This is a genomic window from Candidatus Frankia alpina (assembly GCF_902806485.1).
Taxonomy (GTDB): Bacteria; Actinomycetota; Actinomycetes; order Frankiales; family Frankiaceae; genus Frankia; species Frankia alpina.
The window spans coordinates 1-20259 of the sequence record NZ_CADCWT010000075.1 but is presented as its reverse complement, the minus strand read 5'-3'; the positions used below and the strand labels follow the sequence as shown (position 1 = coordinate 20259).

Annotated in this window: 18 protein-coding genes, 3 pseudogenes and 1 riboswitch; of the genes and pseudogenes, 16 read left to right on the top strand and 5 right to left on the bottom strand. The window is 69.6% G+C overall.

The genetic code is table 11. The features are described from left to right. On the top strand, window positions 1-1073 hold a 1073-nt coding region (locus G6R25_RS10775; protein ID WP_163552867.1), incomplete at its 5' end, for a ferritin-like domain-containing protein. Between the two features lie 125 nt (window positions 1074-1198). Here G6R25_RS10775 and G6R25_RS10770 read toward each other — a convergent pair. Further along, window positions 1199-1339, bottom strand: a complete 141-nt coding sequence (locus tag G6R25_RS10770; protein ID WP_163552866.1) for a hypothetical protein — start codon at window positions 1337-1339, stop codon at window positions 1199-1201. Window positions 1340-1683: 344 nt separating this feature from the next. Between G6R25_RS10770 and G6R25_RS10765 the strand changes: the two genes are divergently transcribed. The 3 genes from G6R25_RS10765 to G6R25_RS10750 all read left to right on the top strand — a co-directional run bounded on the left by G6R25_RS10765 (window position 1684) and on the right by G6R25_RS10750 (window position 4744). Further along, window positions 1684-2241 carry a hypothetical protein gene (locus G6R25_RS10765; protein WP_163552865.1) on the top strand — a complete coding sequence of 186 codons (558 nt, stop codon included), beginning with the start codon at window positions 1684-1686 and terminating at the stop codon, window positions 2239-2241. 860 nt (window positions 2242-3101) lie between these two features. Next, window positions 3102-3716: an RNA polymerase sigma factor gene (locus G6R25_RS10755; RefSeq protein ID WP_163552864.1), complete on the top strand. Its 615-nt coding sequence runs from the start codon at window positions 3102-3104 to the stop codon at window positions 3714-3716. Further along, a complete protein-coding gene (locus G6R25_RS10750) occupies window positions 3704-4744 on the top strand; it encodes a hypothetical protein (RefSeq protein ID WP_163552863.1) in 1041 nt (346 codons plus the stop codon). The genes G6R25_RS10755 and G6R25_RS10750 overlap by 13 nt, the downstream gene beginning before the upstream one ends. A gap of 41 nt (window positions 4745-4785) precedes the next feature. On the opposite strand, the gene G6R25_RS10745 is transcribed toward G6R25_RS10750, so the two are convergent. Next, window positions 4786-5106 carry a class I SAM-dependent methyltransferase gene (locus G6R25_RS10745; protein ID WP_163552862.1) on the bottom strand — a complete coding sequence of 107 codons (321 nt, stop codon included), beginning with the start codon at window positions 5104-5106 and terminating at the stop codon, window positions 4786-4788. A gap of 136 nt (window positions 5107-5242) precedes the next feature. Between G6R25_RS10745 and G6R25_RS10740 the strand changes: the two genes are divergently transcribed. Further along, window positions 5243-5797, top strand: coding sequence for a Uma2 family endonuclease (locus G6R25_RS10740; protein ID WP_163552861.1), 555 nt, complete (start codon window positions 5243-5245; stop codon window positions 5795-5797). 176 nt (window positions 5798-5973) lie between these two features. Here the strand turns inward: G6R25_RS10740 and G6R25_RS10735 are convergent, their stop codons facing one another. Next, window positions 5974-6870, bottom strand: a complete 897-nt coding sequence (locus G6R25_RS10735) for a CbtA family protein (protein WP_163552860.1) — start codon at window positions 6868-6870, stop codon at window positions 5974-5976. A 28-nt stretch (window positions 6871-6898) separates the two neighbouring features. Beyond that, window positions 6899-7114, bottom strand: coding sequence for a CbtB domain-containing protein (locus G6R25_RS10730; RefSeq protein WP_205447041.1), 216 nt, complete (start codon window positions 7112-7114; stop codon window positions 6899-6901). A 47-nt stretch (window positions 7115-7161) separates the two neighbouring features. Further along, a riboswitch (adenosylcobalamin (AdoCbl) riboswitch) is annotated at window positions 7162-7260 on the bottom strand. 373 nt (window positions 7261-7633) lie between these two features. On the opposite strand from G6R25_RS10730, the gene G6R25_RS10725 reads away from it, so the two are divergent. The 3 genes from G6R25_RS10725 to G6R25_RS10715 all read left to right on the top strand — a co-directional run bounded on the left by G6R25_RS10725 (window position 7634) and on the right by G6R25_RS10715 (window position 11969). Continuing rightward, window positions 7634-8680, top strand: coding sequence for an acyl-CoA dehydrogenase family protein (locus tag G6R25_RS10725; protein WP_205447039.1), 1047 nt, complete (start codon window positions 7634-7636; stop codon window positions 8678-8680). Between the two features lie 239 nt (window positions 8681-8919). Then, entirely contained in the window at window positions 8920-10575 is a 1656-nt protein-coding gene (locus tag G6R25_RS10720; protein WP_163552859.1) for an AMP-binding protein, read from the top strand. A gap of 41 nt (window positions 10576-10616) precedes the next feature. Next, window positions 10617-11969, top strand: coding sequence for a PucR family transcriptional regulator (locus G6R25_RS10715; protein WP_163552858.1), 1353 nt, complete (start codon window positions 10617-10619; stop codon window positions 11967-11969). 54 nt (window positions 11970-12023) lie between these two features. Here the strand turns inward: G6R25_RS10715 and G6R25_RS10710 are convergent. After that, window positions 12024-12821, bottom strand: a pseudogene (locus tag G6R25_RS10710) (SDR family NAD(P)-dependent oxidoreductase). 126 nt (window positions 12822-12947) lie between these two features. Here G6R25_RS10710 and G6R25_RS10705 point away from each other — a divergent pair. The 8 genes and pseudogenes from G6R25_RS10705 to G6R25_RS10665 all read left to right on the top strand — a co-directional run bounded on the left by G6R25_RS10705 (window position 12948) and on the right by G6R25_RS10665 (window position 20205). Then, window positions 12948-14009, top strand: coding sequence for a phosphotransferase family protein (locus G6R25_RS10705; protein WP_163552857.1), 1062 nt, complete (start codon window positions 12948-12950; stop codon window positions 14007-14009). A 264-nt stretch (window positions 14010-14273) separates the two neighbouring features. Beyond that, the gene (locus G6R25_RS31400; protein ID WP_235948000.1) at window positions 14274-14672 is read left to right on the top strand and encodes an acyl-CoA dehydrogenase N-terminal domain-containing protein; all 399 of its coding nucleotides are present in this window, start codon (window positions 14274-14276) and stop codon (window positions 14670-14672) included. 42 nt (window positions 14673-14714) lie between these two features. Beyond that, on the top strand, window positions 14715-15530 hold the full coding sequence (locus G6R25_RS31395) for an acyl-CoA dehydrogenase family protein (RefSeq protein ID WP_235947998.1): 816 nt from the start codon (window positions 14715-14717) through the stop codon (window positions 15528-15530). Window positions 15531-15640: 110 nt separating this feature from the next. Beyond that, window positions 15641-16867, top strand: a pseudogene (locus G6R25_RS10695) (ABC transporter substrate-binding protein). A 68-nt stretch (window positions 16868-16935) separates the two neighbouring features. Next, window positions 16936-17790, top strand: coding sequence for a branched-chain amino acid ABC transporter permease (locus tag G6R25_RS10685; protein ID WP_163552855.1), 855 nt, complete (start codon window positions 16936-16938; stop codon window positions 17788-17790). A gap of 152 nt (window positions 17791-17942) precedes the next feature. Continuing rightward, window positions 17943-18815: pseudogene (locus G6R25_RS10675) on the top strand (branched-chain amino acid ABC transporter permease). After that, window positions 18815-19516 carry an ABC transporter ATP-binding protein gene (locus tag G6R25_RS10670; RefSeq protein WP_163552853.1) on the top strand — a complete coding sequence of 234 codons (702 nt, stop codon included), beginning with the start codon at window positions 18815-18817 and terminating at the stop codon, window positions 19514-19516. Before G6R25_RS10675 ends, G6R25_RS10670 begins: the two are co-directional and overlap by 1 nt. After that, a complete protein-coding gene (locus tag G6R25_RS10665; protein ID WP_205447037.1) occupies window positions 19513-20205 on the top strand; it encodes an ABC transporter ATP-binding protein in 693 nt (230 codons plus the stop codon). The genes G6R25_RS10670 and G6R25_RS10665 overlap by 4 nt, the downstream gene beginning before the upstream one ends. Window positions 20206-20259 lie beyond the last annotated feature (54 nt).

Below are 20259 nucleotides of genomic sequence, written 5' to 3'. Positions count from 1 at the left end.
GGGCCGCCGACGCAGGCGGCCGACCCGTTTTCACCTGGGAATACGACCCCGAACGCGGCCAACTGCTGGACCTTTACCAGAAGGGAAAGGTCCAGCAGTGGGACGCCACCAGGCGGATCGACTGGGAGCTGGAGGTCGACCCCTACGACCCGGTCGGCATTCCCGACGAGACGAACGTCCTCTACGGGAGCGAGCACTGGGACCGCATGTCCGCGGCCAACCGCGCCGAGGTGCGCCGGCACTCCGCCGCCTGGCAGTTCTCCCAGTTCCTGCACGGTGAGCAGGGCGCGCTGATCTGCGCGGCGCGCATCGTGGAGACCTCACCTGGCCTGGACGCGAAGCTCTACTCCGCCACCCAGGTTGTCGATGAGGCCCGACACGTCGAGATCTACACCAGGTTCCTGCACGAGAAAGTGGGCCTGCTCTACCCGATCAACGACAAGCTGCAGGGGCTGCTGGCCGACAGCCTGGGCGACTCCCGGTGGGACATGCCGTACCTGGGCATGCAGGTGCTCATCGAAGGCCTGGCGCTCGCCGCGTTCGGCCTGATCCGCGACACCGCGACAAAGCCGCTTCCCAAGCAGCTGCTTGCCTACGTCATGCAGGACGAGGCCCGGCACGTGGCCTTCGGCCGGATCGCGCTGCGCGACTACTACCGCCAGCTCTCCGACGCCGAGCTCCGGGAACGCGAGGAGTTCGTCATCGAGGGCTGCTACCTGATGCGCGACCGGATCCAGGGCATCGAGGTCCTGGAGAACCTCGGCCTGCGCTCGGCGGAGGCCAAGGAGCTGATCGAGGCCTCCGAGCTGATGCGGATCTTCAGGACGCTGCTGTTCGCCCGGATCGTGCCGTGCGTGAAGGACATCGGGCTGTGGGGCCCGCGGCTCCAGCAGGCATACCTCGACATGGGCGTCTTCGAGCTCGGCGACGCCAACCTGGACCAGCTCATGGCGCAGGACGAGGACGCCGCCGACGTGCTCGACGCCGAACGACTGCGGGCCGAGGAGGAACAGCGTGTCGCCGAGGTCCAGGCGACCATCGCCGCCGGGCGGGAGCTCCCAGACCCTGCCTAGCCCGAGTTTCCTGGATAATTTGATCTTTGGTGTCCGTCGAGCCGGCCTGTGGTCGGCTCATGACGGTCTGACCTGGACCGTCGACCATCCATCTGATCGACAGCGCGCCGCCCGTTGTGTATTACCTAAAGCATGTCGTCGGTGGTGGGGAAGAAGCCCGGCGGGAAGACGTACCTCGCGCTGGCCGCGCTCAACCGGATCTGCGACCCCCGTTCGAAGGCCGGCTTCGCCGACTGGTCCGCGACCACCTCGCTGGGCCGGATCACCGGCCTGACGGCCAGGATGGTCGACCATCGCCGGTTCTGGGACGCGATGGACCTGGTCAGCGAGGCCGACCTGCGCCTGGTCGGCCTCGGCCTGGTCGTCACCCGCGACGACGGCATCCCGCTGGTCTCACACACCTACCCGGGCAACCGGCCCGACGTCACCCAGTTCAACCACCCTGATCGACCACCTCGCCGCCTCCAGGCTGCACTTCGTCGGCTCCATCCCACCCTCGGACTGCCCCGACCTGCTCGCCCGGCCCGCCACCGACCGCGCCCCGGTCGACGGGTTCGACGGGCTGACCGCGCTGGAGGCCCGCCGCACCGTCTACGGCACCGACCGGCGCGTGGTCCTCGCCCACTCGCCGACCCTGCAGGAAGGCCAGGCCTGCGGCCTGACCCAGACGATCTCCAAGGCCGGCGCGAAACTCGACGAACTGGCCGCGACCCTGGCCCGCGGGAAGACCCGCCGGCCCCAGGACAAGGTCCAGGCCGAGATCGACAGGATCTGCGCGGACCCCTGGCTGCGGCGCGTCGTGACCACTGCCCTGACCGGCGGCACCCTCGCCGAGCACCGGCTGGCCTGGGCCGTTGACCAGGCCGCCCGCGACACCCTCGAACAGGAGACCTTCGGGAAACGGGTCCTGGTCACCGACCGCGACGACTGGCCGGTCACCGACGTGGTCGCGGCCTACCGCTCCCAGCCCGACGCCGAGTTCGCCTTCCGTCAGCTCAAAGACCCCCACGCCGTCTCGTTCAGCCCCATGCACCACTGGACCGAACACACCATCCGAGTCCACCTGCGCCGCGCCAACCGTGAGCAGGGCCTCAGATCCGGGACCGGCGAGCGCGCTCTCACGTGGCCCAGTCCCCGGGATCGCGCTACCGTCGAGGCACCTTCTTGATGTGGGCTCACCACCGAGGCACTGCCCAGCCTGGAGTCCGCCGCAGCGCCAGCTCCGGGTCGGTCGGTGCGGACCCGGACCTCGCCCTGTCGATCTTCCCCGAGCTGGTCGAGCACCTCGATCGGCGGGCCGGGCTGCTCTCCGGGGGACAGCAGCAGATGGTGACCCTCGCGCGCCTTGGCGCGCCGGCCCACGGTCCTGCTCGCCGACGAACTCTCGTTGGGCCTCGCGCCGCGCGTCGTGCACCGCCTGCTGGGGGCCGTGCGGGCCGCCGCGGATGACGGGCTCGCCGTCGTCCTCGTCGAACAGCATGTCCGCAGCGCCCTGGCGATCGCGATCGCGTGCACGTCCTGCGGCACGGCACCCTCGCCTGGTCGGGCCCGGCCGCCCAGGCCCGCGCCGACCGGGAGAGCCTGCTCGGCGCCTACCTGCCGCTGGGATAGCGCCGGCCGCCGGCACATCGCCGGGGGCCGGGATGGCGCGGCGTGAACCGTTCGCCGTTGCGCGGCCAATAGGGGATGACGGTGCCCCTGTTGGTCCGTGTCTGCGCACAGACGCGGGAAAGGACGGCGAACGGTGAGGCAACGATGACCCTGGAGGGATGGTCGCCGGTGGCTCGTTCCCGGCAGTCCGCCCACGTACCGTCGTGGTGGATCGCGTCGACCGCGTGGCTCGAGCAGCGAGCCGACAGCTATGGGGAGGGACAGCCCTCGCCACCGACCGGGCCGACCGGGGAGTCTCGGACCGCGATGAACGCCGCGGCAGTGATGTCGGATCGGGCGGCGGAACCGGGCACGGCGACTCCGCCGGCGCGGCCGGCGCCCTCGGCGCCGAATCAGTGGGTGCAGGACGCACCCAGCATGGCGGTGCCAGATGCCGATGCGCAGGTCATCGCGCGGTCGTGCGAGGACCCGGCCGTGTTCGGACTGATCTTCGATCGTCACCACGACGCGATCTACCGTTATGTGGCCCGGCGGGCCGGCCAGGATATCGCCGCCGACGTCGCCGCGGAGACCTTCACGACGGGGTTCTTCCGCCGCCGGGACTACGATCTTGCCTTTCCGGACGCATTGCCCTGGCTGTACGGAATTGCGCACAACCTGATGCGTTCCCGGCAGCGGGCGGAGAGCCGCATGCTGGCTGCCTACATGCGCCAGGGTGCCGACCCGGTTGCGGACTCCGACGCCGAGGACGCCTACGGCCGGGCCGAGCGTCGGCTGGACGCCGCCGCGGCCGCTCCCGTCATCGCCGCCGCGCTGGACGCGATGACGGCCGGCGACCGCGACGTGCTGCTGCTCCTGGCGTGGACCGAGATGAGTTACTCCGAGGTCGCCCGCGCGCTGGAGCTGCCGGTCGGGACCGTCCGCTCCCGGATGCACCGGGCTCGCGCGCAGCTGCGGCCCCGGCTCGCGGCACTGCGGGTGTCCGATGCCGAATCCCTCATCGAACCGAAGGACGAGCCGTGGACGAGATGACGTCAGTGCGCGGGTTCCGGCCAGACGTCACCGGGCCGTCGGACGAGGAGCGCCGACGCGCGCGCGCCAGGTTGAACGAGGCGATCGCCGCCGAGGCCCGGGCGGCATCGGGGGAGGCGGCGTCAGCGGATCCGGCACTGGGAGAGGAGACGGTGCTCTCCGTCGTCACCGGCGGCGAGTGGCCGGCCGGCGATTCCCCGGGCCGTGGAACCCGGTCGGGTCGGCGCGGGCCGCGGCGCGGATGGAAGAGCGCGGCCGTGGCCGCCGGTGTCGCCGTGCTGGTCGCCGTGCCGATCGCGGTGATCAGCAGGTCCGACGGTGGCCATCAGACGGTGGCCGTCCAGGCGGCCACGACGGGGCCGGCGGCCAGGACCTGCCCGACGGTCACCGTGCCGCCGGCGCCGCCGATCCCGGCGGGGTCGTGGAAGGATCGACCGGGTCCGTTCGGGTACCGCGAGACGGTCTATGCGCGGACCGCAGACGGCCACAGCGCGGGAAACCCGGTCATCCGTCGGGACTGGGCGGGTCCGTCGGCCTACGCCATCCTCGACCCTCAACTACAGGCCGGCATGCGCATCGAGGATGCAACCTACTTCGTCGGGACCACCCGGGTCACGCTGGCGGATCTGAGCCGGCTCCCGGCCGACCCCGCTACCCTGCGTCGGATGCTCACCGCCGGGGAGAAGGAGCCGGTGGAGGACCGTACCATCCTCGCCGCGGTCGCCGACCTCGCGTTGCTCCCGGTCGGACCGGACGTGCAGAGGGCGTTGTTCACCATCGTCGGCGGGCTCGGCAGCGCCCGGGTGAACGTGCATGACACGGACCTCATCGGCCGGCCGGCGGTCAGCGTCACGGTGCCGGACTCGCACAACCCCGGCAACCTGGATCGGCTGTTGTTTAGCCCAGGAGACCACCGGTACCTGGGCGACGAGGCAGCCACGGAGCGCAACCCGTGCGGGTTCGGGTACAGGTCGGCGGTTCTCGCGACCGGATCGGTCCCCGAGATCGGACAGACGGTCAACCGCTGACGCGTGGTCGCGGTCCGTCCCCTCAGCGAGGTCGCCGAACATCACCTCTCGCGGGCGATGCCGCCGTAGATGCTGACCTGGGCGTCGGTCAGGTCGTCGGGCATGTTGCCGCCTTCGGGCCGCCAGCGGTGGACCAGTTCCACGCCCGGGTCGTAGTCGGCGGTGATGTGCGTGAAGGTGAGATGGAAGATCGCAGTGAGGGAGAGGGCGATCGGCTGGGTGAGGTCGAGGTAGGCGGTGCGACCCGCTGGGGTGCTGGTCAGCAGGGCGCGGGCGTGGGTGAGGACGATGTCGAGGTCACCGGTGATGTTGGGTGATCCTTGGAAGCGGGCGCCGACGCCGCCGACGATTACGTAGGTCACCTGGTGGTCCGCGAGCCGTCGAGCGTGGACGGCGCGCCTGCGAACACGTCGAGACGCGGAGGGACGGCGCTACGCTGGTGCGCAGGGATCAGGTCGGTCGGGTCTCCTGAGAGGGAGGTGCGCCATCACCGCGGAGATGATCGCTCCTGCGTGGATGCATGAGCAGGTCACGGCGGAGCAGTACGACTCCTGGTCCGCCGAGCAGTGCGCGGGCATCGAGATCATGGACGGGATGGTCGTCGTGAGTCCCAGCGCGTCCAAGCGACACAACCGCCTGATCAAGATTCTCGCGGTCGCGCTGGAGGCCGCCGCCGGGCCGGACTGGAACGCGGATTTCGACTTCGACGTTCGGCTCCAGGACGTGCCGCTGACGAATCGGCGTCCGGACGTCGTCGTGTACCGGGCTGACACGATCGATGTCATGCCGGCCCGTCCCGAGCACATCCTGCTCGTCGTCGAGGTCGTTTCGCCGGGTTCGGAGACGACTGACCGGATTGTCAAGGCCGAGCAGTATGCGAGGGCGGGGATCTCGTACTACTGGCGGGTCGAGCAGCCCCCCGCGGGCGTCCCGGTCATCCACACCTACGTCCTCGACCCGGCAACCGGAACCTACCGTGACGTCGAGGTCTTCACGGGCGTCGTCGATGCCGCCGCACCCTTCCCCGTCAAGATCGATCTCACTCGACTGTAGCGACGGCTGCCGGGCGTTTTCCAGGTAGAACGGCCGACGGGATCCCGTGTGGCAGCGCATGAGCGTTCAGCGCGGTGGCGGCACAGGACACGCTCGCTGGTTATTACTGGTCGGTGCACCGCACACCATGGGACAACGCTGAACCGCTCGCCGGCCTGGGTGGCCCACGAGACCGATCAGGCCGGGTCCAGAACCCGGCTGGTTTCGCTCCTTACACCGTGGCGGCCACCGGCTTCGCCGGGCTGGTCTCCCGCGCGGGGGCCCGCATGCAGTCTTTCCGCCAACGGGGCGAAGACGAGACCGATCGCCGTCCACAGGATCAGCTGGGCGGCCACCGAGTAGAAGCGGAAGTTGAACAGCACGTCCGCATTGAATCCGGGATAGACGATCGTGCCGCTCGGGTCCGTGAGCGGCAGCGGCGTCTCGGTGGCGTGGTTGCCGAACTCCGCCTTGTTGGTGGCGAGATGGCCGAGGGAGGGCAGGATCAGCATGATGATGGCGATCGGGACGATGAACGCCGCCCCGGCGATCAGGGTGGCGTTCCAGTTCCCGAACCGGGTGCTGAGCCGCTGACCCACCCACACCGCGGTGACGAGGAACACGATCGAGGCGAGCACCATCAGCAGGTACAGACCGCCGCGGTCCTTGATCGTCTCTTCGTGTCCGATCGCCGGCGGGTTGGCGGGATACTTGATGAACGGCACGAGATAGAAGGCGAGGAATCCGCCGGCCGCCACCAGCATCGCCAGAGTCCGAGGCCGCAGATTGCCGACCCGGCCCGCGCACACGAAGTAGGCGACCGAGAACAGCGCCCCCATCGCTATGCCGAAGAAGACCATGCCGACGCCGATGCCGACGTTCTCCTGGATCGTGCGGCTGAAGGGATCCGAGCCGGCGGCCTCGACCGCGATGCCGGCGGCCTTGTCCAGTGCCTCCTGCGCCGCGTCCCGGCCGGACTCGTAGTCGATGGCCTTCTGGATCTGCGGCTCGGCGAAGACACGCGCGAACAGGAAGGCCAGGAGACCGGCCACGCCCCCCGCGATGACTCCGCGCAGGATGAATTTCTTTTCCATGAGTTTAAAGACCCCGTACCTTGTCAGATCAGTGGCAGGGGAAACCCAGGAAGTGGCGGGCGTCGTGCACGAACTCGTGGATGTGGACGTCGTTGCCGAAGATCGACGTCGCGCCCTGGTCCACGCCGATGAAGTAGTAGACGAGCAACGCGAGAATCGCGGTGCCGGCCAGCCAGAACGCGGCCTTCGACAGCGGAAGGACGACCTGCGTCGGCAGGGCGATGGGAGCGGAAGTACTACTCACAGTGAGCCTCCTTGGGGGATACGGCGTCCCGCGGTCCGGTGGGGCGACGTGACGACGGAGTATCTGACTCACCGGCCGAACGAAGACGACCGACTCACAGTGGCGCGACCGTGCCGGACTTACACCGGCTTCCTCCCGTCGTCACGCAATACGGCACGGTACGGCCTGCATACGACAAACGTCAATCAAGAGGCGCCGAATAGATCGGAGCTATCACTACGGGTGGCGGCTGCGAGCTCATCGTGACGGCCCTCCATGCCCCGCGCGACGATGCTGCTGGCCGGGGCCCGTCCGCGAGCAATCCGACGGATGCCGGGTACGTCGCGGCCCGGCTCAGCCGTGGTGGAAGCCGGTGCCGGTGCGAGGGTATCGTCCCCTTTTCGGTCTGACCATTGACGAGGTCGACCTAAATGGACGATTGTCGTCAGTCTACGGGCCCGTCGCCGCGGCAGCCTGGCGCCGAGGCGACCGCCCGCGCATCCGCACGATCGTCAGCCCATAACAGGGAGATATGTTGCGTTGTCGTTCGCGTTCAGTGAGGAGCAGGAAGCCTTCCGGGCGACCCTGGAGGACTACGCGCGCTCGACCCTCGCGCCGGCCTACCGGCAGCGCGCCGCGTCCACCATGTTCCCGTTCGACGCCCTCGCCGAGCTCGGTGAGCTCGGGCTGCTCGGCATCGGGATGCCGAAGGAGTACGGCGGCACCGGCGAGGAAGATCCGATCATGCTCGGGCTCGCCACGGAGACCCTCGCCTACGGGGACGTCAACGTGGCCGCGGCACCTGTCCAGGTGGGCCTGACCGGGTCGCAGCTCGCCCTCGCCGGTGACGAGGTCCGCGAGCGGTACCTTCCGTCGCTGGTCGAGGGGCGGGAGACCGTGGCGATTGCGTTGACTGAGCCGGGGTCCGGCTCGGACGCCGCCGCCCTGCGCACGGTGGCGAGCCCGGTGGACGGCGGTTGGCGGCTGCGCGGCGAGAAGACCGCCATCACCTGGGTGATGAATGCGAGCTGCGTGGTCGTCTACGCCCGCGAGCCAGGCACGACCGGTGCGCGCGGGGTAAGCGCCTATGCGGTGCCGATGGACGCGGAGGGCCTGACGCGGAGTCATCTCGCCGGCATGGGCTGCCTCCCGCTCGGGTGGGGCACCCTGCACTTCGACGACGTCTTCGTCCCAGCGACGCACCGTATCGGCGAGCAGGGCACCGGTTTTCGCTCCGTGATGAGCCATTTCGACTTCAGCCGGGCCGCGCTCGGCCTGCTCTGTCTCGGTGCGGCCAGGGCCAGCCTCGACGAGGCTCTCGCATACTCCCAGCAGCGGCAGGCCTTCGGCCGGCCGATCGCCGACTTCCAGGGCATCTCGTTCCTGCTCGCCGAGCAGGCCACCTACGTCGAGGCGGCCCGGTGGATGTGCTACCGCGCGCTGTGGCTGCGCGCGAGTGGCCAGCCGCACACGGCGCAGGCTTCGATGAGCAAGTGGTGGCCGCCGGTAGTGGCGAAGAACGCCATCGAGGCGGCCATCCGTGTCCACGGCAACCTCGGGTACGCCGTCGAGTTCCCTTTGCAGTAGCGCTACCGCGATGTGTTCGCCTACCTGATCGCCGACGGCACCGCCGAGATCCAGAAGAAGATCATCGCGAGAGAGGCCTACCGGCGCGGCAGCATCGTCTGGTAGCGGGTACGGCCGGCGGACGTCTGAGGGGCGAGGTCGGGACGTGCGGGTCGGCGTGCCCTCGCCGGGCCGCTTGTAACAATGGTCCAACCATTTTACGCTCGCGCCTTGTGACGCACGCCACCAGGAGGTCTTGCGTGTCAACTGTTCTCCCGACTGTTCACAGCCGCTATTCAGACGAAGAAATCGCCTCCTTCTACGCGTCCGGGCACTGGCAGACGTCGAGCTTCTTCGACCTCGCCACGGCGCAGGCCGGCGCGCACCACGACCACACCTTCGTCTTCGACGGGACCACCAGCATCACCTACGGTGAGTTCCGCAAGCGGACTGTTCGGCTCGCCGCGGGACTGGCCTCCGTCGGCGTCGGATTAGGCGACCAGGTAGCCGTCCAGTTACCCAACTGGACGGAGTTTCCGCTGGTCGCCGCCGCACTCTCCCGGCTCGGCGCGATCACCGTGCCGATCATGCCGATCTACCGCGACGACGAGGTCGGTTACGTCCTCGAACACAGCGCCGCGGTCGCCGCGGTCACCGCCGACGCGTTCCGCGGCTTCGGTCACCGGGCGATGTTCCAGTCTCTGAAGCCCGGCTGCGCCAGCCTCGAGCGGATCATCGTTGCGCGCGCGGAGGGCGACCTCGCCGGGGCGACGGCGCTGGAGTCCCTCTACGCCGAGGGCAACCCGGCCGATCTCGAGGCGGGACTCGGCCCGGACAGCTCGCCGGACGACGGGTTCCTGATCGTCTACACCTCGGGCACCACCTCGCGCCCGAAGGGCTGCTTCCACACGTTCAACACGCTGCGGGCCAGCGCGGCGGCGATTGCCGCGAGTCTGCGGTACACATCCGAGGACGTCCAGTTCGGGCCGTCGCCAATCACCCACAGTACTGGACTGGTAACCAGTGTGGTGCTGCCGCTGCTGGCCGGAGCGAGTTCGCACCTGATGGAGGCGTGGGATCCGCAGGAGGGGCTGGCGCGGATCGAACGCTACGGCTGCACCGTCACGGTCTCGGCCACCCCGTTCCTGCAGATGCTGATGACGGCCTACGATCCCGCGAAGCACGACCCGAGCAGCATGCGCGCCTGGATCTGCGCCGGGTCGCCGATTCCGGGAGCCGTCGTCGAACGGGCCGGGGAAGTGCTGGCGCGCTGCCGGACGCTGAGCCTCTACGGACGCTCCGAGAACTTCCTGACGACGATGTGCACGCTCGAGGACCCACCGCAGCGCGCCGTCACCTCGGACGGGTCCGCGCTCGCCGGGGCCCGCGTCAAGGTCGTCGGGCCCGACGGTCTGGAGGTGCCGCGCGGCGAGGAGGGCGACCTCGCCTACAAGGGCCCCAGCCACATGATCGAGTATTTCCGCGACGAGGAGCAGACGGCCGCGCTGTTCACCCCCGAGGGCTTCTCCCGCAGCGGTGACCTCGGGCGTATGGACGCAGACGGCTTCATCCGGGTCACCGGCCGCATCAAGGACATCATCATCCGCGGCGGTATGAACATCAGCGCCCGGGAGATCGAGGACCACCTGCTGAGCCACCCGGCGATCGCGACCGTCGCCGTCGTCGGCATGCCCGACGAGCGGCTCGGCGAGAAGGCCTGCGCATTCGTCGTGCTGGCACCGGGTGCCGACTCGCTCGAACTCAACGACGTCACCGACTACCTGCGGGCACAGCGAGTGGCCGTCCAGAAGATGCCGGAGCGGCTCGAGATCGTTTCGGCGCTGCCGATGACCGCCACGGGCAAGGTCCAGAAGCACGTCCTGCGCGCGGAGATCAGCAGACGGTTCGCGGCGTGAGCCTGCCGGCCCCCGCGGCGCGAGAACAGCCGAGAGCAGCCGTGAGCACCGTGGTCGGGGCGTCGGCGTCCGTCCCCGTCGACGAACTGCGGCGCCGATACGAGGAGTTGGCCCGTCGGCATGCGGTCGAACTGTGGCTGTCCGCCGCGGTCGCCCGTGGCGGGGGGATCTCGGGTCTGGTCGGCGCCGCCGCGGAGTTCACCGCGAATCCGCTGTGGCTGATCGACCCGAGGCGTCGAGTCGTGTCGCGCTCCGTCGCCGCGCGAGGCTCCGACTTCCGGGCTCCGGACCTGGACCTGCTCCTCGATCGGTGCGGGCCGGTCGATGTCGCCTCGACGAAGCCAACCATGATCCACGCCCAGCCCGCCCGCGGGCTTGCCCGACGGCACCTGCTGGTCCCGGTCGCTCGCGACGGGCGGATGTTCGCGTGGCTGGTGATGGGAGAGGTGGCGGTCCGGCTCGGCGGCGACGAGGCGAACCTGGTCCGGCGGACTGCGTTCTATCTCGCGACGGAGTACGCGATGCAGCGCCGGGTCGCCCGTGCGTCGTGGAACGCGCGTGCCGCGCTCGCCCGGCAACTGGTGCGGGGGTCTTACCCCGACGCCGACCTGCTCGCGTCGGCGGACTATCTCGGGGTTCGCCCCGACGCCGACCGCGTGCTCGTCTACCTGGGCGACCACCCCGCGGACAAGCTCCGTGACGACCAGGTCCTCGCGGATCTCGTGGCCAAGAAGCTCGACGTCGAGATACTGGCGACCCGAGGCCGGGAGGGCACCATCCTCCTCGTCGAGGTTCCTGAGGGCTCCGCGTGCGTCGCGTTCGTGCACCGGGTCAAGCAGGTGATGCGGCAGACCGTCGCCGAGCTGGGAGAGCCGGAGACCGTCGTCGGAGTGTCGGCGGTGTCCAGGCCGGACGGTCTTGCGCGCGCGTACCGCGAGACTCGTGAGGTGCTGCTGTGTATCGACCGTTTCGGGCGTTCGCGTAACAATGTGATCGCCGTCGACGACCTCGGCCCGGCGCGGCTGTTCGTCGCGAACAGTGACATCGCGTCCGTGCGGCGGTACGTGCACGACGTGCTGGGAGCTCTGCTCGGTGGCACCCCCGGCTCGGCCGACCTGCTGCGAACCCTGCAGTGCCTCTTCGACGCTGGCCGCTCGGTACGTGAGTCCGCCGCCCGGCTGGGGATTCACGAGAACACCGTCCGGCTGCGGATGGCGAAGGTGCACGACCTCACCGGGCTGGACGTCGCCGCGAACGCGAATGACCAGCTCAGCGCGCAGACTGCGTTGCTGGTGCTGCGGCTGGAGGGCCATCCCGCCCTCCCGCCGTTCGTCGAGCGCCAGGTGAGCGCCGTCCTGGACCAACCAGCCCCGGCAAAGAAGGACACCGCATGACCCGCCGGGCGCCGGCGACGGCGCTGTCTGCCCTGCGCATCACGGGGCGTGCCGTCAGAGCAGCAGCACGCCTCCGTCCACCGGCACGCCCACCCCGGTGATGTAGGAGGCCGCGTCCGAGCCGAGGAACACCGCCGTGCTCGCGATTTCGATCGCGTCGCCGAGCCGCCCGGCGGGCACGCGGGTGTCGATGATCCTGCGCTGGTAGCCGGGGCTGTAGTTGGCGGTCGCCTCGGTCAGGAAGACGCCGGGGAGGATGGCGTTGACGCGGATGCCCTTCGGTCCCCACTGGGCCGCGAGATCCCGGGTCATGCCCAGGACTGCGGCCTTGGCTGCGCTGTAGCCGGTCGCGGGCATCTTGGCGGTGGTCACCGCCATCACGCTGGAGAGATTGACGATGGCGCTGCCGGGCGGCATGACCCGGCCGGCCGCCTGCGCCATCTAGTACGAGCCCATCAGGTTCACGTCGACGACGTGCCGGAAGTGGTCGGGCGGGTCCTCGGTCGCCGGGTTGTAGTCCCCGCCGATGCCCGCGTTGTTGATCAGAATGTCGCACCCGCCGAGTTCGGCCACGGCCGCCCCGACCAGACGGTCGCAGTCATCGACGCGGGTCACGTCGGTCTGTACCGCAACGCACCGGCGGCCCAGCTTCTCGACGATCTCGCGGGAACACGTCAGCAGGCCGAGACGGCGCGCACCGATGGCGACGTCGGCCCCCGCGGCGGCCATGCCCTGCGCGATCGCGACGCCCAGGCCGCTGGACGCCCCCGTCACCACGGCGACCTTTCCGTCGAGGCGGAACCGGTGCTGCCAGGACGACGCATCGAAAGACTGCGTGGTGGTGGGGATCATTACCCGGTTCTACCTCGCGCGGCCCGGCATCCCCGAACCGTTGCCTCGGCCGGCCTGTGGGCCTCTCCACCTGTCTTCCCGCCGCATGCTTGCCGCCGTGACGGGTCGCTGAGCACAGTGTCCGACGTGACCGACATCGACCTGGCCGACGTCCTGCGCCGGGCCACGGCCGCGGCCCGGCGCGTGCACCCCGGCGCCGACGTCGCTGGCCTGCTTCGGCTCGAGGGCGGGGTCTCGAGCCTGACGTACGCGGCGACGATGAGAACCGGTGCGAGCGAGCGGCCGGTGGTGCTGAAGGTGGCGCCGGCGGGACTGGCCCCGGTTCGCAACCGTGACGTCCTGCGCCAGGCCCAGGTGTTGCGCTGTCTGGCCGGGCTCGACGGCTTTCCGGTTCCGGCGGTCGAGTTCGCCGACCCCGGCGCGCCACCGCAGGTCCCACCCCTGTTCGGGATGGCGCGCCGGCCCAGTGAGTCGTACGAGCCCGGCCTGGACGTGAGCCCGACGCCCCCGTCCGCGGCCGTCGCCGCGCAGCGGATGCTGGTCGCGGCCCGCGCCCTGGCGCGGCTACAGGCCCGGTCGCCCGACGCGCTGGGCCTCGGCGCGGAGCCGGTCTGCCCTGCTGCCGAGGAACTGGGGCGCTGGCAGCGGCTGTTCGCCACCGTCGATGCGGACATCGGCCCTGGCCACGAGAAGCTGCACGAGCGACTGGCGGGCAGCGTGCCCGCCGGGGTGGAGCCGCGGGTGCTCCACGGGGACTTCCGCCTGGCGAACATGCTGTTCAGCGGGGCGACCCTCGAGGCGGTCATCGACTGGGAGATCTGGTCTGTCGGCGATCCTCGGTCGGACCTTGCCTGGTTGCTCATGCACACGCAGCCGGCGCACGTCTTCCATGAGGACCGCCCGGCCGCCGATCGAGCGGCCTGCTCGGCGCTGCCAACCCAGGCGGCACTGCTGGCCGAGTACACCTCCGCGCGTCGTGCGCTGGGCGCGATCCCGGGCGAGGCCGACCAGAGCGCCACCGACCTGTCCTGGTTCCTCGGCGTCTGCTACTACAAGGTCGCGGCCACCATCGCGGTGATCTACAAGCGGGACCGTAGGCGCCCGGAGCCCGATCCGGCGTTGCAGGTCGCGGCCCGTCACCTGACCGACGTTCTCGAGGCCGGGCACCGGGCGCTGGACGGGGAGTGACCCGCCGGCGCGCCGGCGGGTCGCTCAGTCGAAGTACGCGACGACGGACTCGGCGACGCAGGCGGGCTTGCCGTTCCGCGCAGCGCGTCAACTCCCTGCACAACCACCATGCCACGGATGCAGGCAGCCCGAGCCGCCACAGGCGAGGGCCGTCGTCGGAGGTGGTGGAGAACTCGACATCGCCGCCCGGGACGCTGCGCCCGCCGTCCCGGCGGGCGAGCCTACGGTCGGGGCCGTCGACCCGGCGCAGAGGAGACAGCGACCATGGACATCTCACTCCCCGAGGACGTCACGGCCTTCATCGCCGAGCTTGATCGCTTCATCGACGCCCAGATAAAGCCGATCGAGGAAGAGCATCCCGAGTACTTCGACCACCGCCGTGAGTTCACCCGCACCGATCTGGACCGAGGCGGCATCCCGTCGGCCCGGTGGCGCGAGATCATGCACGAGGCGCGGGTGCTGGCCGACAAGGCCGGCTTCTACCGGTACCCCCTGCCCGCGGCCCTCGGCGGAAGCGACGGTACCAACGTCGCGATGGCCGCGATCCGGGAGCATCTGGCCCACCGCGGCCCGGGCCTGCACGCGGAACTGAGCCACGAGGCCTCGGTGGTGGCGAACCTGCCGCTGGCCCTCGTCCTACACGAGTACGGCACCGACGAGTAGAAGAAGACGTACCTGGATCGGCTCGTCTGCGGGGACCTGGAGATGGCGTTCGGACTCACCGAGCCGAACCACGGCAGTGACGCGACCTGGCTGGAGACGCGGGCTGTCCGCGATGGCTCCGACTGGGTCATCAGCGGTGCCAAGCGCTGGAACAGCGTCGTCGACGTGGCCGAGGTCGACCTCGTCTTCGCCCGGACCGGTGGCGAGGACGGGAAGGCGTCCGGGATCACCGCGTTCCTGGTGCCGACCGGTGCACCGGGCTTCGAGGTCCCGTTCTACTGGTGGACCTTCAACATGCCGACCGACCACGCGGAGGTACGCCTCAACGACGTCTGCGTGCCGGCCAGCGCGGTCGTCGGCGAGGTGGGACGCGGCCTGGACTGTGCGCAGCTCTTCGTCCACGAGAACCGGATCCGACAGGCGGCATCCTCGCTGGGCGCGGCGCAGTTCTGCGTGGACCGGAGTGTGCAGTACACGGACGAGCGCAGGCTTTTCGGCGGAAGGATGCGCGACTACCAGGGCATCCAATGGCAGCTCGTCGAGTTGCAGACCGAGGCCGAGCTGGTGCGCAACACGCTGTACAAGACCGCCTGGGAGATGGACGTGCGCGGCAGGACGGCCGTGAGCGACAAGGTGGCCATGGTGAACGTGCGCGGCAACCGGCTGGCCTGCGACGCCGCCGACCGCGCGATGCAGATCCACGGCGGGGTCGGTTACAGCAGGCACTACCCCTTCGAGTACATCTACCGGCACCACCGGCGCTACCGGATCACGGAAGGGTCGGACGAGCTCCAGTACCGACGGATCGCCGCGGCGATGTGGGACTTCGGGTCGAGCCGCCGGTCAACCGCTCCTTAGGAGTAGGCGAAGGCCCCTTCCGGGGGGGTGATCTGCTCCAACTGTCAGACCAATATTCGGTGAGGTCCATCACATCCGGGTGCGGCCCGGAACTGCTTCGCGAGGTGCGCATGAAGAAGACCGTTCCGATCGCGGCGCTCGCGCTGGCGACGTCCGTCGCGCTGGCTGCGTGCGGCTCGTCCGGCGGGAGTTCGACGGCCACGGAGTCGTCTGGCGGGGGCGCTTCGCCGATCAGGATAGCGCTCATCCCGCCGAGCACCGGCGCGCTCGCCCAGTACGGAACCGACGAGGTCAAGGGGTGGCAGCTCGCGGTCGACGAGGTCAACGCCGCGGGCGGGGTCGACGGCCATCGGGTCGAGCTGATCAAGAAGACCACGGACGGAAAGAGCGGCACGACTTTACAGGCGGCGCGGGAGGCCGTGACGAAGCAGGGCGCGCGGTTCATCGGCGCCATCGTGACCTCGACCGAGGCCGCGGCGCTCAATGCGCAGCTGGGGAGCCTTGGCGCGCTCGCCTTCAACGCGACAGCCAAGGACGCCGGTCTCGTGGGCAGCAAGTGCGTGCCGAACAGCTTCCACATCGTCCAGACCGACACGATGGACATCAACGCCCTGGCCTCGACTCTCGCGACGATGCCGGCGACCAGGTGGGCGATCCAGGCCGTGGACTACTCGACCGGCCACAGCGCGGCCGACACCTTCGCCAAGGCGGCGCGGGCGGCCGGCAAGCAGGTGGTGCTGCAACAGTTCGCGCCGCTGAACACGACGGACTTCGGCTCGTACATCACCAAGCTCAAGGGCAGCGGCGCGGACGCCGTCTTCGTGGTCGAGTACGGCGCCGACGGTGTCGCCTTCGTGAAACAGGCCGAGCAGTTTAACCTGTTCTCGCAGGTCAAGACGGCCCTCGGCCTGAACACGGTGTCCGAGCCGCTGTTCGGCGTCCTGGGCGACGGTGTCGTGGGGTACTACAACAACGTCGGTTACGACGTGAACGCGGACAACGACCTGAACAAGAAGTTCGCCGCCGCCTACACGGCGTAGTACGGCGGCGCGCCCTACTACGTCCCCGCGGACAACTACCTGGCGGCAAAGACGCTGTTCGCGGGCATCGAGAAGGCCGGCAGCATCGACCCCAAGAAGGTCGGCGCCGCATTGGACGGCCTCGCCTTCGACAGCATCGTGGGGCCGGTGACGATGCGCGGAGCCGACCATCAGCTGCTGCGGCCGTCCTACCTGGGCCAGGTCGTGCAGTCCGGTACCGGACTGGGCTTCAAGATCCTGATCTCGGCGCCGGCGAGCCGGACGACCTCGACGCCCAGCCCTGACTGCAGTTTGTGACTCCCGCGCAGCGTGCGCCCAGTACAACGGTCCGCGGCGCACGCTGCGTCGTCAGAGAAAGGCTGTGCATGAACGCGGCACAGGTCCTCAACGGCATCGCGCTCGGCTCCCTTCTCATGGTGCTGAGCTCCGGGCTGGCGATGATCTACGGACTTCGTGGCGTCACGAACTTTGCCCACGGAGCGCTCTACATGACCGGTGCCTACATCGGCTATTCGGTGGCCCGGCACATCGACTTCTGGGTTGCGCTCGTCCTGGTGCCACTCGCTCTCGCGGCGATCGGCGTGCTGCTCGAGATTGTGTTCTTCCGGCCGCTGCAGAACCGGTCCCACATGGAGGTTGGCCTGGTGACCTTCGGGCTGGCTCTGGTCGCCGAGCGCCTGGTGGTGCTCGTCTGGGGGGAGAAGACGCTCGCGCTGGACCCGCCCCCGGGGCTGCGGGGCACCACGTCCCTGCTCGGCGTGGACTATCCCACCTATCGGCTCGGCCTCATCGTGGTCGCGATCGCCATGACCGCCGGGCTCATCGGCTGGCTGCGTCACACCCGCACCGGGCTGTACATCAGGGCCGCGAGCCAGGATCTCGAGACGGCGGGGATCATGGGCGTCGACGTCAATCGGATCAGCATCATCGTCGTGAGTCTCGGCGCCGCCCTTGCGGGTCTCGCCGGCATTCTCGCGGCGCCCTACATCTCGGTGGATCCGTCGATGGGTGGCAAGTTCCTCATCACCGTGCTCATCGTGGTCGTTGTCGGCGGCGTGGGCAGCGTCGGCGGGGCAATGGCCGCGGGTATGGGCCTCGGCGTCGTCCAGACCCTCATCACCGTCTGGTCGCCGAGCGTCTCCGTCCTGGTTCCGTACGTGGCCCTTGTCGTGGTGCTGCTGTGGCGCCCGCGGGGCCTGGCAGGCAGGAGGGCATCGTGACCGCGGCAACCACGGCTGAGGTGACCGCCATCGAGGCCGCTCCCGAAGACAGGCGAAGGCCGCGCCGCGGGCTGGTGCTCGGGCTCGCCGCGGCCGTCGTCGTGCTGGCGATCGGCCTGGCGGTGCCGTATGTCATCGCCGACACGTACACCATGGGCCTGGCGGTCCAGGCCGCGCTGTTGGGCCTGCTGACCCTCGGGATCGGCTTTCTGGCCCGGAATCTCGGCCTGATCAGTCTCGGCCACACGGCGTTCTTCGGCGGCGCGGCCTACGGGGTCGGCGTCGCGGTCAACCACTTCGGCTGGGGGCCGATGCCGGCGGTGCTGTTCGGGGTGCTCGTCGGCACCGTCATCGCGGTGTTCATCGGCGTCCTGGTGGTCCGCGCCTCGGGCATGGGGTTTCTCATGCTGACGCTGGCTCTCTCGCAGGCGCTTTAGCAGCTCTGCGTGCAGACGTCCTTCCGGCCGCTCACCGGCGCATACGACGGCCTGTCGATCGATCTGGCCGCCGACTCCTCCTTCCTCGGGCTGTCGTCGGCGCACCTGCAGGACCCCGGTCGCTTCTGGCCTGTCGTGTGGGTCCCGCTCGCGGTGGGCATCGTGCTTGTCTGGCTGGTCGGTCGCTCCCGTTTCGGGACGACTCTCGAAGGGATTCGCGAGAACGAGGAGCGAATGCGCTTCTCCGGCTACAACACCTTCCTGCCCCGGCTGGGCGCCTTCGTTCTCTCGGGACTGCTGGCGTCGCTCGGAGGTGCGCTGTTCGCGCTCAACGCCGCCTACGTCTCACCCGACGTCCTGAGCTTCTCCCAGGCCGGCGACTCGTTGATCGCGGCCATGGTGGGGGGACTCGGCACGCTGGTCGGGCCGCTGGCCGGTACCGCGCTCTACGTCTGGGGCCAGGCACGCCTGAACTCCGGCGCCAACCTGCACCTGTACACCGGCATCGCCCTCATCGTCGTTCTGGTCTTCCTGCCCGGTGGGATCACCGGAACTCTGCAGCGTCTCTGGAAGCGGGTGAAGCGCTGATGGCGGTGTTCGAAGCCAAGGGGCTGTCGGTGCGGTACGGCGCCGTCGCGGCGAACAACAACATCGACATCGCTCTGGAGCAGGGGTGTGTGCACGGGGTGATCGGTCCCAACGGCGCGGGCAAGTCCACCTTCATCGACGCGCTGTCCGGTCGTCGACGCCCGTTGTCGGGCCGGGTGCTCCTCGACGGCGAGGACATCACCTACCGGTCCGTCCGCTGGCGGCGCGCCCACGGGATCTCGCGGTCCTTCCAGCGCACCAGCATCTTCGCGTCCATGACGGTGGGCGCCCAGCTGGCAATGATCGCGCGCAGGAACGCGGAGCCGGACCTGGCCGGGATCATCGACACGCTCAGCCTGGGTGATGTGATCGACCGGGTCTGCGGCGAGATCGCCTACGGCACCCAACGGGCGGTCGACCTCGCCATCGCCCTGATCGGCCAGCCGCGGGTCGTGCTCCTCGACGAGCCGTGCGCGGGTCTGGTGGCCGACGAGGCGGGCAGGATGCTGCAGCATGTACGCGACCTGTGTCGCGCGTGCAACGTCGCGGCGCTGCTGGTGGAGCACGACGTGGAAGGCGTCTTCCGGACCTGCGACACGGTCACCGTGCTCGACCTCGGAGAGGTCCTGAGCTCCGGCATGCCGGCGCAGGTCCGGGCTGATCCCGAGGTCATCCGCGCCTACCTGGGGAGTGCGGCGTGAGCGCGATCCTGGAATTCCGCGATGTCTTCGCCTCCTACGGCGGCGCGACGATCCTGCAGGACGTCTCGTTCGTCGTCGGCGCGGGTGAGACCGTGGGCCTCGTGGGCCGCAACGGTGCGGGAAAGTCGACCACGCTGCTCGCCGTCTACGGCGTGCCGACCGTCCGGGGGGACATCCTCGTCGACGGCGTGCCACTCACCGGGCGTGCGCACGTGCCCACCTCGCGGGGCGTCTGCCTGGTGCCGCAGGGCAAGAGGATCTTCCCGAACCTGACCGTCGAGGAGAACATCCTGCTCGGCCGCGCGTCAGGTCGCAGGGGCACGTGGACGCTCGACGCCGTCTTCGAGCTCTTCCCGAACCTGGCGCGCGGCCGGCGTCGGCACGGCACGGCGCTCAGCGGCGGGGAGCAGCAGATGCTGGCCATCGCCCGGGCGCTCATGGCCGAGCCCGCGCTGCTGATGCTCGACGAGCCCACGGAGGGTCTGGCCCCGGTGGTCATCGACGCCATCGTCGAGGCGCTGCGGGAGATCCGTGCCCGTGGGACGGCGCTCCTGCTGGTCGAGCAGCACATCGGCATGATCCAGAAGCTGGCCGACCGCTACCTCGCGCTGCGTGGCGGGAAGCTGGTCGGTGAGGGCCCGGCCTCGCAGCTGGCGGACCGGGCCGTTCAGGAGCTCATCGCTCTCTAGTAGGGCTTTGTTAGGTGTCGTTGAGTTGTGGTTTCAAGCGATCTGGTGACGGAT